General features: G+C 69.9%; 14 protein-coding genes. 3 read left to right on the forward strand and 11 right to left on the reverse strand.

Translation table 11 applies throughout. The features are described from left to right. A partial coding sequence (locus DW306_RS01260) for a hydroxymethylglutaryl-CoA reductase, degradative (RefSeq protein WP_136053835.1) occupies window positions 1–1,069 on the reverse strand: 1,069 nt, incomplete at its 3' end. Window positions 1,070–1,281: 212 nt separating this feature from the next. Here DW306_RS01260 and DW306_RS01265 point away from each other — a divergent pair. Beyond that, window positions 1,282–2,136: an alpha/beta hydrolase gene (locus tag DW306_RS01265; protein WP_136053836.1), complete on the forward strand. Its 855-nt coding sequence runs from the start codon at window positions 1,282–1,284 to the stop codon at window positions 2,134–2,136. 33 nt (window positions 2,137–2,169) lie between these two features. Continuing rightward, window positions 2,170–4,080 (forward strand): GAF domain-containing protein, encoded by a 1,911-nt coding sequence (locus DW306_RS01270; RefSeq protein WP_136053837.1) that lies wholly within the window; start codon window positions 2,170–2,172, stop codon window positions 4,078–4,080. A gap of 21 nt (window positions 4,081–4,101) precedes the next feature. Here DW306_RS01270 and DW306_RS01275 read toward each other — a convergent pair whose 3' ends face one another. From DW306_RS01275 to DW306_RS01310, 9 genes are all read right to left on the reverse strand, one after another. Next, window positions 4,102–4,527 carry a cupin domain-containing protein gene (locus tag DW306_RS01275; protein ID WP_168429195.1) on the reverse strand — a complete coding sequence of 142 codons (426 nt, stop codon included), beginning with the start codon at window positions 4,525–4,527 and terminating at the stop codon, window positions 4,102–4,104. 2 nt (window positions 4,528–4,529) lie between these two features. Continuing rightward, window positions 4,530–5,318 (reverse strand): ATP-binding cassette domain-containing protein, encoded by a 789-nt coding sequence (locus DW306_RS21445; protein ID WP_205814067.1) that lies wholly within the window; start codon window positions 5,316–5,318, stop codon window positions 4,530–4,532. Continuing rightward, window positions 5,315–6,184, reverse strand: a complete 870-nt coding sequence (locus DW306_RS21450) for an ABC transporter ATP-binding protein (RefSeq protein ID WP_205814068.1) — start codon at window positions 6,182–6,184, stop codon at window positions 5,315–5,317. Before DW306_RS21450 ends, DW306_RS21445 begins: the two co-directional genes overlap by 4 nt. An 88-nt stretch (window positions 6,185–6,272) precedes the next feature. Then, a complete protein-coding gene (locus DW306_RS01285) occupies window positions 6,273–7,847 on the reverse strand; it encodes an ABC transporter substrate-binding protein (RefSeq protein ID WP_136053839.1) in 1,575 nt (524 codons plus the stop codon). Then, a complete protein-coding gene (locus tag DW306_RS01290; RefSeq protein WP_136053840.1) occupies window positions 7,844–8,830 on the reverse strand; it encodes an ABC transporter permease in 987 nt (328 codons plus the stop codon). The genes DW306_RS01285 and DW306_RS01290 overlap by 4 nt, the downstream gene beginning before the upstream one ends. After that, window positions 8,827–9,777, reverse strand: coding sequence for an ABC transporter permease (locus tag DW306_RS01295; RefSeq protein WP_136053841.1), 951 nt, complete (start codon window positions 9,775–9,777; stop codon window positions 8,827–8,829). Before DW306_RS01295 ends, DW306_RS01290 begins: the two co-directional genes overlap by 4 nt. A gap of 49 nt (window positions 9,778–9,826) precedes the next feature. Next, complete coding sequence (gene solA / locus DW306_RS01300) at window positions 9,827–10,954, reverse strand: N-methyl-L-tryptophan oxidase (protein WP_136053842.1); 1,128 nt, start codon at window positions 10,952–10,954, stop codon at window positions 9,827–9,829. A 210-nt stretch (window positions 10,955–11,164) separates the two neighbouring features. Beyond that, the gene (locus tag DW306_RS01305; RefSeq protein ID WP_136053843.1) at window positions 11,165–12,166 is read right to left on the reverse strand and encodes an aldo/keto reductase; all 1,002 of its coding nucleotides are present in this window, start codon (window positions 12,164–12,166) and stop codon (window positions 11,165–11,167) included. 47 nt (window positions 12,167–12,213) lie between these two features. Continuing rightward, complete coding sequence (locus DW306_RS01310; RefSeq protein ID WP_136053844.1) at window positions 12,214–13,338, reverse strand: zinc-binding alcohol dehydrogenase family protein; 1,125 nt, start codon at window positions 13,336–13,338, stop codon at window positions 12,214–12,216. Between the two features lie 78 nt (window positions 13,339–13,416). Between DW306_RS01310 and DW306_RS01315 the strand changes: the two genes are divergently transcribed. Continuing rightward, window positions 13,417–13,980, forward strand: coding sequence for a TetR/AcrR family transcriptional regulator (locus DW306_RS01315; RefSeq protein WP_136053845.1), 564 nt, complete (start codon window positions 13,417–13,419; stop codon window positions 13,978–13,980). A gap of 17 nt (window positions 13,981–13,997) precedes the next feature. Here DW306_RS01315 and DW306_RS01320 read toward each other — a convergent pair whose 3' ends face one another. Further along, complete coding sequence (locus DW306_RS01320; protein ID WP_136053846.1) at window positions 13,998–16,205, reverse strand: alpha-galactosidase; 2,208 nt, start codon at window positions 16,203–16,205, stop codon at window positions 13,998–14,000. Window positions 16,206–16,213: the final 8 nt, after the last annotated feature.

Below are 16,213 nucleotides of genomic sequence, written 5' to 3' on the forward strand. Positions count from 1 at the left end.
CGAGGCCGACGGCGGCGATCACGGCGGCGAGTTCCCTGGCCGTCTGCACGCCGAGGAGCTTCACCGACGCCTGCGCCGTCGGATGGGCGCGGGTCGCCCCGCCGACGAGGCCGACCGCGAGGGGGACCTCGAGCGTGCCGACGAGGTTGCCGTCGGCATCCTTCTCGAACTGCGAGAGCGCCGCGTACTGGCCGGTGCGGGCGGCGTGCGAGTGGCAGCCGGACTCGACGGCGCGGGTGTCATTGCCGGTGGCGAGCACGACGGCGGTGATGCCGTTCATGATGCCCTTGTTGTGGGTGGCCGCGCGGTACGGGTCGGCCTCGGCGAAGGCGCTCGCGGCGACGATGTCGTCGACGACCTGCGCCCCGCCCAGCAGCTCGGCGTCGAACACGGCGCGGGCGCGGGTGAGGCGCAGCTCGGCCTTGTTGGTGAGGATGCGGAGCAGGGTGCGGGTTCCGGCGATCTCGGCGATGCGGGGCGCGATCGCCTCGGCCATCGTGTTCACGGCGTTGGCGCCCATGGCGTCGCGCACGTCGACGTGCAGGTGCAGGATGACCTGCACGCCCGCGCGGGTCGGGAGCACGCGGACCGAGATGTCGAAGGCGCCGCCGCCGAGCGACACCAGCACTGGATCCTGCTCGTTGGCGAGTGCGAGCAGCTCGTCCTTCGCCTCGAGCAGCGCGAAGCGGGTGCCGTGCGGGTCGACCGCGTCGAGCACCTGGATCTGGGCGATCATCACGTCACCGGTGTACGAGGTGGTGAAGCCGCCGTGCTGTCGCGCCATCCGTGCGGCGTTGGAGGCGGCCGCCACGACGCTGGGCTCCTCGGTGGCCATCGGGATCAGGCGATCCCGGCCGTCGATCGTGAAGTTCGTGGCCACGCCGATCGGGATGCCGATCATGCCGACCACGTTCTCGATCATGTGGTCCGCCTGGGCGAGCGAGAGCCCGCTGTCGGGCCGGAGGGCGTCGAGCACGTCCGGGTCGAGGTCGGCGCTCTGCGCGACGAGCGTCAGCCGCTCGTCGGTCGTGTGGTCGCGCAGACCTGAGATTCGGCTGTTGATCGACATCGCCACCTTCTTTCCTGACAGCGGCCGGGTTCTCGGCGCTGTGGTCAAGGACGACACTAGGAGCGGCCCGCGCGAGCGACGATGGATGGAAAGCTCATCGCCTTCGTCTTGATATGGGTGGATGACACATCCGCCTGGGCGCGCGACCGACCTAGACTCGCAGCACATCCCGGGGTGCGGACGCTCACGTCCGCTGTGCGTGAGGAGATCCGATGCCCTACACCGACTCAACCGACGTGCGTCTCTACTACGAGGTCTTCGGCGACGACGACGATCCCGTGCTCGTGCTCGTCTCCGGCGGCGGCGCCCAGCTGCTCTCCTGGGATGAGCGGTTCATCGGGATGCTGACCGCCGGCAGACTGCGCGTGGTGCGCTTCGACAACCGCGACACCGGGTTCTCGCAGCTCTTCGGCGGAGAGGACGACGTCGACGGCGGCTACGACCTGTCCGACATGGCCGAGGACGTGCTGCGGGTGCTCGACGAGCTCGGCGTCGACGCGGCGCACGTCGCCGGCCACTCGATGGGCGGGATGATGGCGCAGATGCTCGCGATCCAGCATCCGGAGCGCATCCGCAGCCTCGGGCTGCTGTCGACCATCCCCGGACAGTCGCCGCGCTACGTGCTGCACGACGAGCGCGCCGAGCTCAGCGCGCCGCCCGTGCGCGTCTCACGAGAGCAGGCGGTGGAGTTCGCGGCGCTGTATGCCGAGTCCGAGGGGACCCGGCTCGGCGTCTACGACCCGCAGGTCGAGTGGCATCGGACGGCGGCGGGTGAGGCGTACGACCGCGGATATCACCCGGAGGGCTTCTCGCGGCAGTGGGCCGCGCTGCGCCGCGCGCCCGAACGGCTGGAAGCACTGAAGTCCGTCACCGTCCCGACCATCGTCTTCCACGGGCGCGAGGACGACGTGCTGCACTGGGCGTCGGCCGTCGACATCGCCGAGGCGATTCCCGGGGCCGAGCTGCAGGTGCATGCCGACATGGGCCACCTCATCCCGCACGAGCTGTGGCCCGACCTGGCCGCGGGGCTGCTGAGGACCGCGGCCCGCGCCGACGAGGGGCGCTGACGCCCGACCGACGTCGCGCCGTACAGTGATGTGATGCCCGAGGACACCGAAGCGATCGCTGCGCTGCTCGACGCGGCGTACGATCCCGAGCTGGTCGGACCGACCGCGGTCAGCGATGCGCTGCAGCGGCTCGGAGCGGCGGATGCCGCGGCCACCGCGCTCGCCGAACGGGTGGGTCGTGCGCAGCGCGAGCTCTCCCGGCTGCGCCGTCGCGAGCACGAGCTGACCGCGCTGTTCTCGAGCGCCAGGGAGCTGGCCGAGCTGCGCGACAGCGACGCGGTGCTCGCGCGTCTCGTGCAGCGCGCCCGGGAGATGATGGGCGTCGACCTCGCCTACCTGTCGGAGTTCGATCCCGACACCCGAGAGCTGCGGGTGCGGGAGACCAGCGGCTCGGTGAGCGCGTCGTTCCAGACCCTCCGCGTGCCCCCGGGTCGCGGACTCGCCAGCGTCGTGGTCGAGTCGCGCACCGCGCACTGGGTCGCCGACTACACCGCCTATGCCGCGGACCGGCACGACGCGGGCATCGATGACGCCGTCTCGGCCGAGGGACTGGTCTCGCTGCTGGGCGTGCCGATGCTGACCAGCGACGACGTGCTCGGCGTGCTGTTCGTGGCGAACCGCGAGAAGAAGAGCTTCTCCCCCGACGAGGTCGCCCTGCTCTCGGCCGTCGCCGACCACGCCTCGGTCATCCTGCAGACGACGCAGACGCTGCGCGACCTGCAGATCTCCGAAGACGCCAGCCGCCGCACGCTCGAGAGCCTGACCGCCCACCTGGTCGAACGCGACCGCGCCAACACGGTCCACCAGGAGCTGGTGCAGGCGGTGCTCGCCGGCGGCGGTTTCGGCCCGGTCGCCGAGACCCTCGCCTCGGCTCTCGGTCGTGCGGTCGCGATCCTCGACGCGCAGGAGAACGTGATCGCCGCGGCCGGGCTCCCCCTTGCCCCGGGGATGCTGTCCCTCGATGAGCCGGTGCGCGACGCGCTCGCCGAGAGCCGCCGTCACGGCCATGCCATTACCGTCGCGGGCCACGGCGTGCGTGCGGTCTCGGCCCTCACGGCGGGAAGCCGACACTTCGGCGCGCTGCTGCTGGGCGACGGCGACTTCGAGCTCGGCGCCGTCGACCTGCGCACGATCGAGCGCGCGGCCCAGGTCGGCGCCCTGCTCGAATTGCAGCAGGAGGCGGCATCCGGGGCCGACCATCGCGTGCGCAGCGAGCTGATCGCCGACATCCTCGACGACGTGCCCGAGCGGCGCTCCGATGTCGAGCGACGTGCGCGGCGGCTCGGCGTCGACCTCGCCGCACTCGACTCGCTCCTCCTGCTGTCGGTCGCCGGCGACCAGCAGACGCCCGCGGGGCGCGCGGTGATGCGACAGCTCGACGATCGCGCGCTGGTGGGCGAGTATCGCGGCTTCGTGGTGGCGGCGTATGCGGGCGGTCTCGGCGAGATTCAGCCCGATCGGCTGCGCACCCAGGTCGCGTCGGCCATCCAGGATTCCGTCGCCGTGGTCGTCCCCCCGCCAGCGAAGGGTCCGCTGCCCGCCGCGTTCCTCTCCGCCCGGCGCACCGCCCGTCTCCTCGCTGCGCTCGAGCTGACGGATCTCACGGCGCACGTCGAGGACTTCCTCCCGTATGCGGCCGTGCTCGACACGGATGCGCACGGGCTGTCGTCGTTCCTGCGCGACACGATCGGAGCCGTGCGGCAGTACGACGCCGAGCGCAACGCCGACCTGATCGGCACGCTGCGCGCGTTCGTGCGCAACAACGCGAGCCCCACGCGCACCGCGCGAGCCCTGAACTTCCACACGAACACGATCCTGCAGCGGCTCGACCGCCTCGACCATGTGCTCGGGGAGAGCTGGCGTGACGACGAGCGCATGTTCCGCATCGGCATCGCAGTGCGGCTCGACGAGCTGCGCGAGCGGCTGCAGGGCGGGCAGGACTGAGCCAGCGCGGCATCCCCTGACCTACCGGTCCACCTCCGCGTCGAACGCCTCGGCGCCGGTCTGGGAGAACGGATGCTGCCCGCGCGGGCCGAACACGAGCATGAGCTCGGCGACGGCATCCGATTCGTTGCGCACTCCGTGCTGCATGCCTTCCGGGGCATAGAAGGCGTCGCCTGCCCGAAGCACCCGCCGATCATCGCCCGCGGTGATGATCACCTCGCCCTGCGTGACGATGTACATCTCGTCGGAGCTGTTCGTCGAGCAGCTGTCCGGGTCGCCCTCCAGGTGGTGGTGCTGCCCCTCCTCTGCGCCGGGTTCGAGGTGGTACCGCATGACCGAGATCGGCAGCGCCGAGGTCTCCTTGAAGTACCACTCGATGCCGATGCGACCCTCGCCGTCGTACAGCTCCCAGTCGTGGGCGTTGTCGCCCGCTCGCTGAATCCTCATCATCAGGTCCGGTACAGCACGGGCATCGACTCCAGCAGCTGCCGGGTGTACGGATGCTCCGGCGCGTTCATGACCAGCTCGCCGGTGCCCTCCTCGACGACCTTGCCCTGATGCATCACCGCGACGCGGTGGGCGAGGTGATGCACGACCGCGAGGTTGTGGGTGATGAACAGATAGGTGACCCCGGTGTCCTTCTGCAGCTGCACGAGCAGGTTCAGCACCTGCGCCTGCACCGACACGTCGAGCGCCGACGTCGGCTCGTCGAGCACGACGAACTCGGGCTCCGCGGCCATCGCGCGGGCGATCGCGATGCGCTGCCGCTGACCGCCGGAGAACTCGTGCGGGTAGCGCTCGGCGGAGTCCATCGGCAGTCCGACGCGGTCGAGCGCGTCGGCGAGGCGACGGCGGCGCTCCTTCGCTCCGATCCCGGCAGCCACGAGCGGCTCGGAGATCGACCGCGCCACGGTGAACCGCGGATCGAGCGAATCGTTCGGATCCTGGAACACCATCTGGATGCGACGGCGGTGCATGCGCAGCGCCCGGCCGCGCAATCCGGTGACGTCTTCGCCGTCGAACTCGATCGTTCCCGCGGTGGGTGTGCGCATGAGCAGGATGGCTCGCGCGAGGGTGCTCTTGCCCGACCCGGACTCGCCGACCAGGCCCAGCGTCTCTCCCCGCGGGACCGACAGGCTCACGTCGTCGAGCGCGACCATGGCGTTGTCGCCGTGACCGAAGCGCTGGGTGACGTTCTTCACCCGGAGCACGTCGTCGCTCAGCACGTCGTCGCTCATGAGGCCTCCTCCAGTTCGGCGGGCGCCTCCGCGAAGTCGTTGAGGGCCGGGATCACGGCGAGCGGCGACCGCACCGGCACCGAGGGGCGCGGGATGCTTTCGAGCAGCGCCCGGGTGTACGGATGCCGCGGATCCTCCAGCACGCGTCGCGCCGAGCCCGATTCGACGACCCGCCCGCGGTACATCACCGCGACACGCTCGCAGAGCTGCCCGATCACGCCGAGGTCGTGACTGATGAACAGCACGCCCATGCCGGTCTCGTCGCGGAGGTTCTTGATCAGCTCGAGGATCTGCGCTTGCACCGTGACGTCGAGCGCGGTCGTCGGCTCATCCGCCACGAGCAGGTCGGGGCCTGCCGCGACGGCGATCGCGATCACGACGCGCTGACGCTGACCTCCGGAGAGCTGGTGCGGGTAGTAGTTCAGTCGCTTCTCGGCATCCGGCATCTGCACCAGCTGCAGGATCTCGAGGGCGCGAGCTCGCGCCCGCTTCTTGTCGGCCGTGCCGTGGATCTGCAGCACCTCGGCGATCTGGGCGCCGATGCGCATGCAGGGGTTGAGGGCGGCCATCGGCTCCTGGAAGACCATCGACGCCTTGACGCCGCGCACCTGTCCCCAGTCGCGTTCGCCGGCGTCCTGCATCTCGGCGCCGGCCACGGTCATGCGGCTGGCCGTGACACGGGCGGAGTCGGGGAGCAGACCCATCATCGCGAGCGCGATGCTGGACTTGCCGCTGCCGGATTCGCCGATCACGCCGACGATCTCTCCCTTGCGCACGCGCAGGGAGACGCCGGTGACCGACGGCGGCGCGGAGCCGTAGGAGATGCTGAGGTCTTCGACACGGAGGGCGTCGACGTCGTCGGTCATGCGCGACCCGGCTTTCTCTCTGGTTCGGAGGCGGAGGTGGAGGCCCGGACGCCGACGTGGATGATCACGACGGCGCCCGGGCGGGGTGTCACTGCGACAGCCAGGCGTGGTCGAGGGCCGACCGCGAGTAGAACGCGTCGTTGTCGTAGTCGTGCAGCTTGTTGCTGTCCCAGACCTCGAAGTAGACGGGCACCGCGGCGGGCACGAACTCGAGCGCCTGGTCGGCCGCCTCGGTCGCGAGCTGCGTGATGAGGTCGGTGTACTCCTCGGGGGTCGCGGCCGACTTCGCCGCCGTCAGCAGCTCGCGCGCCTTGTCGGCGTCGGCGTTGCCGTCCCAGTGGTTGTAGACGCCGCCCTCGAGCAGCACGGGCTCCAGGTAGTACGCGGCCGACGCGCGCGGGCTGCCCGGAATGGCGACCAGGTCGGTCCACGACTCGCCCGTGGTGAAGATCGGCGCGATCTCGGCGAGCGGCGTCGACTTGAGGTTCAGCGTGATGCCGGCCTCGGCGAGCTGCTGCTGCATCATCTCGTAGGCCGGGTGGTGCGCGGCGGCCACGTCGCCCATGTAGCTGAGGGTGATCTCGGGGTTCGGCTGGCCGGCCTCCTCGAGCAGGCGCTTCGCCTCATCGACGTCGCGCTCGTGGTACGGCAGGGTGGTGGCGTCCGTGGCGCCGGGGTCACCGGCGGGCGGGACGAACGAGATGCCGGCGTTGCCGAGCAGTGCCGTGTCGACGATGGCCTGACGGTCCATGGCGAGCGAGATCGCCCGGCGCACGTTCACGTCGGCCAGCGGTCCGGACTCCGGGTTCACGTAGATCGCCAGGTTCTGCCGGAACGCTGCGTCACCGAGGGTGAAGCCGGACTGCTCGGCCTGCTTCGCGAGGCTGCCGTCGATGAACGACGCGGCCTGCACGCTGCCCTGCTGCACGGCGGCGAGGAGGGTGTTCTCGTCGGGGTACAGCTCGAAGACGATCTCGTCGAGGTAGGGCTCGTCACCCCAGTAGTCCTCGTTCTTCTCCAGCGTGACCGAGACGCCCTGGTTCCATTCCGTCACCTGGAAGGCGCCGGTACCGAAGGTCGTCGTCTGACGCTCCTCCTCGGTGGCGTTGCCATAGCCCTCCTCACTGACGATGAGGAAGGTCTGACGTGCGGAGACCGCGTCGAGGAACGTGCCGTCCGGTGCGCTGAAGTGGAAGGTCACCTCGTGGTCGCCGGTGGCCTCCACGCTCTCCATGAGACTCAGGTAGGTGGCGTTCGTGCCGCCGTCCTTGCGCGTCTCGAAGGAGTAGACCACGTCGTCCGCGTCGAACGGCGAGCCGTCGGCGAAGGTGACGTCGTCGCGCAGCTGGAACACCCAGGTGAGCTCGTCGACCTGCTCGTACTCGGTGGCGAGGGCCGGCTCGATCTTGTTGTCGTCGTCGCGCGTGAGGAGCGTGTCGTACGCCATCGAGTAGATGACCTCCGCCGCGATGGCCGAGCCGACCATCGGATCGACGCCGCCGGCGGACGGCTCCGCAGGGACGCCCCAGGTGAGGGTGCCGCCGGCGACCGGGTCACCCGCGGGCTCACCGGTGCCGCCGCCTCCGCTGGACGTGCATCCGGCGATGGTGAGGGTCACGACGGCGAGCGCCGCCGCCGTGCCTGCCCAGTGTCGTCTGTTCATGAGGGCCTCTTCTCGGTTCGGGTTTGCTGTTGCTCTGATCGGGTGTCGTGTGGGGAGGGGATGGAGCTGTCGGATGCCGCGCCCTTCGGCCGACGCTTCTTGCGACGGCCGAGCGAGAACGCCGGCTCACGACGCGGCGCGAGGTAGTCCTGCAGGCCGTCGGCGAGGAGGTTCCAGGCGGCCGACAGCAGGATGATCACGAGCGACGGGAGGATGATGAGCAGCGGCTGCAGCTGCATGAACCGGGTGAACTCGCTGATCATGCGGCCTGCCGACGGCTCGGGAGCCTGCACACCCTGGCCGAGGTAGCTGAGGGCCGCCTCGATCAGGACCACCTGCGAGGCGACCGACGCGAACTGCACGAACAGCGGGGTGAGCACGTTCGGCAGCAGGTGCTCGGCGATGACACGCGCGGGGCGCACGCCGCTGATCGTGGCGGCGAGCACGAAGTCGCGTTCCCGCAGGGCGATGACCGGGGCGCGCATCACGCGGGCGAATCCGGGGGCGAAGACGAGTCCCAGAGCGAGGATCAGCGGCCAGGGGCCATTGCCGATCACGACGCCGACCACGAGGGCCACGAGGATGGCGGGGAGGGCGAGCACGGCATCCACGACGCGCATGATGATCGCGTCGACCCAGCCGCCGACGTACCCGGCGATCAGTCCGAAGAACGTGCCGATCACCGCGCCGAGGAGTGCGGCCGCACCCGAGATGACGAGGCTCGTCCGGGCGGCGAGGGCGAGACGGGTGAAGGTGTCGCGACCCAGGTTGTCGGTGCCGAGGAGGTGCTCGCCGGACGGTCCGCCGAGGGGCAGACCGGAGGCGGCGAACGGGTCGTACGGCGGCCAGAAGCTCATCCAGCCGGCCAGGATCAGGATGACGCCGAGGATGCCGGCGCCACCCCAGAACGCCGGGCCGAAGCGGCGGCGCGCCGGGCGCTTGCCCGCGACCTTGGCGAGGGCGAGTTCTCGTGTGACGGTCATCGTGCGTGCACCCTCACTCTGGGGTCGATCAGCGGATAGAGCAGATCGACGGCGAAATTGATCACGACGTAGACGACGCCGATGAGGAGGACCGTCGCCTGGATGATCGGGTAGTCGGAGGAGCGGATGCCGGTCAGCAGCAGCGAGCCCATGCCGGGGAGCGAGAACACGGCCTCGATGACGACGGTGCCTCCGACGAGGGCGGCGAGCTCGATGCCGATGACCGTGGTGACGGGGATGAGGGCGTTGCGCAGAGCATGCCGCGTGACGAGGCGACTCGGAGATGCGCCCTTGGCCCGGGCGGTGCGGACGAAGTCCTGTCCGAGCGTGTCGAGGAGCGTTCCTCGGGTGTACCGGGCGATGATCGCGGCCAGCACGATGCCGATCAGGAACGACGGCAGCAGCAGCACGCCGAAGGCACGCAGCGGATCGCCCGCCGCGCCGGCGTAGCCGACCAGCGGAAGTCGCAGGGTCAGCGAGTTGACGAGGATCAGCACGGTGCCGAGCACGAACGGCGGAGTGGCGAGCAGCACGAACGACAGTCCGCGCACCGCCGTGTCGGGAAGTCGACGCCACCGCGTCGCGGCGAGCACGCCGGCGGGGATGCCGAGGGCGGTGCCGATCACGGTCGCCATGACCGCGAGGCTGAGGCTTAGCGGAAGGCGGGTGGCGATCAGTCCGGACACTTCGCCGGGGATCGTGATCGCGCGGCCGAAGTCGCCCTGCACGACGCCGAGCAGCCAGACGAAGTACTGCGTGATCCACGGCTGGTCGAGTCCGAGCTGCACCCGCAGCGCGTCGAGCTTCGCCGGGTCGGGGTTCGCCGGATCCGCGAACGCGGCCAGCGGGTCGCCGGGGATGATCCGCACCATCGAGAACACAAGGATCGACAGCACGAACAGCACGAAGAGCGACGAGAGGATCCGGGAGATGATGTAGCGGGTCATCGCGTGATCGCTCCTCTCCAGGATGTCGTCGGCGACAGGGCGGGACGCATCATCGGACCATCGAGTCCGCCGCGCCGAACTCGCGGAGGTCGTCTGTCGACTCGCCGTCCAGAGCCAGCTCGGCCAACACGCGGCCCAGCGTGGGCGTGAACTTGAACCCGTGTCCGGCCGCGAGGCCGACGATGATGTCGGGATGCTGCGGCAGCGCGCTGAGCACGAATCGACGGTCCTTGGTGAGCGCGTACTGGCAGGTCACGGTGCGCAGCTCCGGCCCCTTCCCCGGGATCAGACCGTCCATGAACGCGGAGAGCTGCGCGGTCAGCTCGGGCGAGGGCACGAACGAGCGCTGCTCCGGGGTCATCCGGTTCTCTGACACGTCACGCGCGGCCTTGATCGACGGCTCGCCGAAGGTGGGGAAGCCGTAGTAGCACTCGTCGTCCTCCCAGATCCACACCGGGAAGCGCGTGCGGTCGTAGTCGTCCGGCTCCGCCGGGTGGAAGTACGTGACCTGCTCCTGCATGATGTCGAGCGGGATCGCGGCGTCGAGCGGCTCGAGCAGCGTGTTCGTCCACGCGTCGGCCGCGACGATCACCTTGCCGGCGCGGATGTCGCCGTTCACGGTGTGCACGATCACGCCGTCGGCATCCGGGGTGAGCGAGAGCACGGCCGTGCGGTCGCGGATGTCGGCGCCGTGCATGCGCGCGCGCATCTGCAGGGTCGCCACCGTCCGTGACGCGTGGGCGATACCCGTGTCGGCGGTGTAGACGGTCTCGACGTTCTCCGGCACCCGGAACTGCGGCCAGCGCTCCTGCACCTCTGCCGGCGAGAGCATCTCGTGCTCGACGCCGCACTCGGTCAGCGCGACGGTGAAGTCGGATGCCGAGTAGGGCCCGTCGGTCGGGATGAGGATGACCCCGCCGGTGATCGTGAGCAGCCGCTCGCCCGACTCCTGCTCGAGATCGGCCCAGTCGCGATAGGCCGACTGCGCCAGCCGCACGTACGAGGAGGCGCCGTAGGAGGTGCGGACGATGCGCGAGGTGTCGTGGGAGGCGCCGCGCACGTGACCGAGCTCGTACTGTTCGAACGCGACCACCTTCGCGCCCCGGCGAGCGAGATGGTACGCGGCCGCGCTGCCGATCGCCCCCATTCCGACGACTGCCACCTCGAACGACTCCATGCTGCTCCGCTTCTCTCGCGGCGACCGGCGTGTACCACCGGCTCGCTGCTGTCAGTGTGCGGGAGCCGCGCGACGACGACTATGGATCGATGTCCCATGTTGAAGGCGTGCGAATGTGTGCTGAGCACGCGCGATGGCCGAATCGGAGGCGCAGACGTCGCGCGTGTTTCGTCGAGGTTTCGATCGGAGGGGAGGGAGGAGCAGCCGTGTTCAGGCCGGCTTCGCCGCGAGCGGGTCGAGGCGCGCCAGCTCGTCGTCGGTGAGCGGAGCGCCGTCGAGAGCCCGGAGGGTGTCTTCGAGCTGGGCGACGCTGGACGCGCCGATGAGCGCGCTCGTCACCGCCGGGTCGCGCAGCACCCACTGGATCGCGAGCTGCGCCAGCGACTGCCCGCGCGAGGAGGCGATATCGTCCAGCTCCCGCGCCCGATCGAGGTACGCCTCCGAGATGTTCGACTCCGTCATCCACCGTCCGGTCGCCGCCCGGGAATCGCTCGGGATCCCCTTCAGGTACCGGTCGGTGAGCAGTCCCTGATCCAACGGGGAGAAAGCGATCGCGCCGACGCCCAGCTCGGTCAGCGTGTCGAGCAGACCCAGCTCCTCGATGCGGCGGTCGAACATGTTGTACCGCGGCTGGTGGATGGTCAGCGGCACGCCCTCGGCGCGCAGCGCCGCCGCAGCTGCCCGCGTCTCCTCGGGCGTGTAGTAGTTCGAGATGCCGACGTAGAGCGCCTTGCCCTGTCGCACCGCGGTGGCGAGCGCACCCATCGTCTCCTCGATCGGCGTCTCCGGGTCGGGACGGGGCGAGTAGTAGATGTCGACGTAGTCGAGTCCGAGCCGCTGCAGCGACTGATCCAGCGACGCGACCATGCTCTTGCGCGAGCCCCATTCGCCGAACGGACCGTCCCACATCTGATAGCCCGCCTTCGTCGAGATGACGAGCTCGTCGCGGTAGGGGCGGAAGTCGAGCTGGTGGATGCGGCCGTAGTTCTGCTCGGCGCTCCCCGCGGGCGGGCCGTAGTTGTTCGCCAGATCGAAGTGGAACACGCCCAGATCGAACGCACGGCGCAGGATCGCCCGCTGCGTCTCGAACGTGCGGTCCTCCCCGAAGTTGTTCCACAGCCCCAGCGAGACGCGCGGCAGAATCAGTCCGCTGCGGCCGGAGCGGGCCGTCTGGATGGAGTCGTACCTGGTCGGATCCGCGGTGAAGGTCATGACGCTGCTTTCTCGGAAGTTCGGGGCGTCTCCACTATCCCAGGTCGTCAGCGGGCGAGGGTGATGACGAGCTTCCGTGCGGATACGCCGCGGCGCAGCGTGTCGATCGCGTCCTGGACCGCCGGAAGTCCCTCACCCGCGACGTGGGCCTCCGGGTAGGGGCGATGACGGCCCGACGCGAGAGCTTCGGGCAGGTAGGCATCCCAGACGGCCGGACCCACGGGCGAGGTCGCGATGGCGCTTCCCCAGATGAACGACGGTCGGATGCCGCGGGTGCGGCTTCGCAGCTGCAGGAGCGCTGTTCGGGTCCCCAGGCTCAGAAAGAGGCGGATCCGACGGAGCGAGAGGCCGCGTCGACGGGGTTGTTCGTAGAAGGAGACCGGCGGGCTCGCCATCGCGATGCGCGTGGCCCCGGTCGCGCGCGCGATCCGCAGGCAGGGGTCCGCCGACCCCACGGCGACGGCGAGGATGCCGGCGACGACGGACCCGTTGACCGCCCGGATGATCCGCTCGACGGCCTTCGGGTCGTGGTAGTCGAACGCGGCCTCCGCCCCGAGCCGCTTCATCCGGTCGTGATTCTTGACCGAGGCCGTCGTGATGACGCGGTAGCCGGCCGCTCGGGCGAGCTGTATGGCGTTTCCGCCGACGGCGGTCGCACCGCCCCACACCACGACGACCTCGTCGCGGGGATCGGCGTCGCCGAGGTGCGAGTGGTCGAGAGCGAGCTGATCGCTCTCGAAGAGACCGGCAGCCGCGGTCGACAGCGCCAGGGGCAGGACGGCCGCGTCTTCGAAGGCGATCGCGTCGGGCAGAGCCGCGGCGAGACCGGCATCCACGGCGACGTAAGCCTGGAATCCGCTCTCGGACACGGCGTCCCGCCCCTTCTCCAAGCCGATCGCATAGGCGACGACACGATCGCCCACGGAGAAGTTCTGCACATCGGCCCCGATCTCGACGACGACACCCGCGACGTCCTCGCCGAGGACCACCGGGTAGCGGAGCCACCCGTACATGACGGCGCCATTGGACTGGATGATCGCATCGAGGGGATTCACCGCCAGCGCACGCACCTCGACGAGCAGCTGGCCGGGCCCCGGCGCGGGCATGGGGGCGTCTCGCACCGTGAGGTCGGCATAGGGGGAATCGATCCACGCCGCACTGTTGTCTCTCATACCCGTCCGCTCTCCACACCTGATGACATTACGTGTCATCACTGTACACGCGACGACACGTCGTGACATCATGGTCCTATGCCCCGATGGTCACCGGATGCCGCGCTGCGGCTCGAAACAGCGGCGATGCTGCTGTTCGAGCGGCAGGGATTCGCGGGAACCACGGTTCCGCAGATCGCCGAGGCAGCCGGCCTGACCACGCGGACGTTCTTCCGCCACTTCGCGGACAAGCGCGACGTCCTCTTCCTGCGAGACCGCGAGTTCCCTCAGGCGGTGAGCGACTTCATGGAATCGGTCCCGCCGGAGAGCGCCGGGGCGGCCACAGTGCGATCAGGGCTCGCGGCGGCGTGCCGCGGCATCCAGCAATGGCGGGAGCCGATCGCCCGACGGCGCCGTATCGTCCGCAGCGAGCCGGCACTGCACGAGCGCGACCTTCTGCGCAGCCATCACCTCGCCCGTGCGATCGAGGCGTCGCTGTCGCAACGCGGCGCTGCCCCCCAGCAGTCGCGCACATTGGCGGCCATCGCCGTGACCTGCTTCGACCTCGCGATGGACCGGTGGCTGGAAGGGCCGGCCGATCTCCCCCTCGAGGACGCTTTGACGTCGGTGTGGAACGACATCCGCGAGTCCATCGGCGGGTGATCAGCAGCCGGATGCCGTCACACCTCGGTGATCCGGTACATCACCACCCGCTCCGGGAAGGACCCCGGCAGGTGAAGGCCCGCGGAGTCCAGTGCGCGGCCGCTGAGCACGACACCCGAACCGTCGCCGTACCAGGCAGGGTCGGCGCGGCCGTGGTCGGGCGTGCCGACCGTGACGGGTGCGACGCGGTACCGCTTCTCGGGATGGAGGCCCGGAATCGTGAACCGACCCCGAGGTGAGATCGTCGGGCGGTCGAGGAACGCGAGGAAGATGAGCGCCTCGGACTTGTCCTCGGCGATCGCGCCGTAGACCTGGAACGCGGGATCGATCGTGTCGGCGCGCATCATGTCGCCGGAGTGCAGCAGCGCACGATGCGTCTTGTGGACGTCGATCCACTCGGCGAGGTCGGCGTTCTCGCTGTCGGTGGCCTTGGCGAGGTCCCACTCGATGCCGAAATGGCCGAACAGCGCGGTCGCGGCACGGAACGACAGCTCGTGCGTGCGGCCGGTGGTGTGGTTCACCGTGGCTCCGATGTGGGAGCCCAGGAGCTCGGCCGGCATCAGCTGCATCGTCCACCGCATCATCTGCTGGCGCTCCAGCGGATCGATGCAGTCGCTGACCCAGACCCGATCGGTGCGCTCGATGACGCCGAGGTCGACGCGCGCGCCGCCCGAGGAGCACGATTCGATCTCGAGCGCAGGGAACCGGCGCTTGAGCTCGTCCATGAGGCGGTACGTCGCGAGCGTCTGCTCGTGCACGCCGGCCACCCCGGTGGGGGCGGTCCCCGCATCGATGAGATCCCGGTTGTGATCCCACTTGATGTAGGCGATGTCGTGTGCGGACAGGATGTCCGACATCGCGTCGAGGACATGGTCGTAGGCCTCGGGGATGCCGATGTTCAGCACCTGCTGGTTCCGCCCCCGGATCGGGAGGCGCCCTCCGGTCTGCATGATCCACTCGGGGTGAGCGCGCGCCAGCTCGCTGTCCTCGTTGACCATCTCCGGCTCGAACCAGAGCCCGAACTCCATGCCCAGGCCCGTGACGCGGTCGACGAGCGGGCCGAGACCGTCAGGCCACACGTCTCGGTCGACCGTCCAGTCGCCGAGACCGCTCGTGTCATCGCGGCGCCCCAGGAACCACCCGTCGTCGAGCACGAAACGCTCGACGCCGAGCGCGGCGGCGCGATCGGCGAGGTCCAGGAGGCGCGGCACGTCGTGATCGAAGTAGACCGCCTCCCACACGTTCAGGGTCACCGGGCGCGGCCGGGTCGGGTGGCTCTCGCGGGCTCGGAGGAAGCGATGGAAGCGGTGCGCCTGCGCATCCAGGCCGTCGCCGTAGGCGCCGAACACCCACGGCGTCCGGTAGCTCTCGCCCTCCGCCAGACGCACCTCGCCCGGAAGCAGGAGCTCTCCCCCGCCGATGACCTGCGCGCCCGCCGACAGCTGCTCGGCGTAGTGACGGTGATTCCCGCTGAACCCGACGTGGACGCCCCAGACCTCGCCGCTGGAGAACTCGAACCCGGGGATACCGACGCTCAGCACGGTCACAGCATCCGGTCCCGTGCGCCCCTTGCGCCCCTCGCGTTCGTGGATGCCGACCACGAGGTCGTGGCGCTGGGGCACGCGTTCGCGACTCCAGCGGCCCGCGAAGTCGAGAACCTCCCGGGCCCGGGCGGGAACGGGGAACGCGAGATTCACGTCGCCGACCGTGTAGGTGCCGGAGGCTTCGTTGCGCACCTCGGCCCGCGCGCGCAGCAGACCGCTCTGCAGGAGTTCCACCTCCAGCACGAGGCCGAGTGCCGCCTCCCGGTCCTGCGCGTGGAACACGAGCAGCGCCGCGCCGGTCTCGACCAGTCCCCCGTCGGCGACGGGCGAGCCGTCGAGCTCGATCCCCTCGAGCGTGAAGCGCGGCGACCACGAGGTGCCCTCACGGTGCCCGACGATTCCGGGCTTGCCCTCCCACCCGGCGTGATGCTCGGGCAGGATCCCCACCCGTACCGCGGCATCGACCACGTTGCCCGACGACGGCTCGACTGCGGCGAGCGCGAGTGCCACGACGTCGTCGAGGCTCTGCGATCCGAGACCGGCGCCCCAGTGCACGATCGCGGGAAGACGCTGCTCCGTGACGTCGAGCACGAGGCTGACACCCGAGGCGTGGAGATGGACGAACGTGTCCGGGACCGCACCGGCCGGCGCAGCGAGGGGTGTCGTCGACGAGTCTGACATCAGGGCCT

The sequence above is a fragment of the Microbacterium sp. K24 genome (assembly GCF_004794465.1).
Classification (GTDB): Bacteria; Actinomycetota; Actinomycetes; order Actinomycetales; family Microbacteriaceae; genus Microbacterium.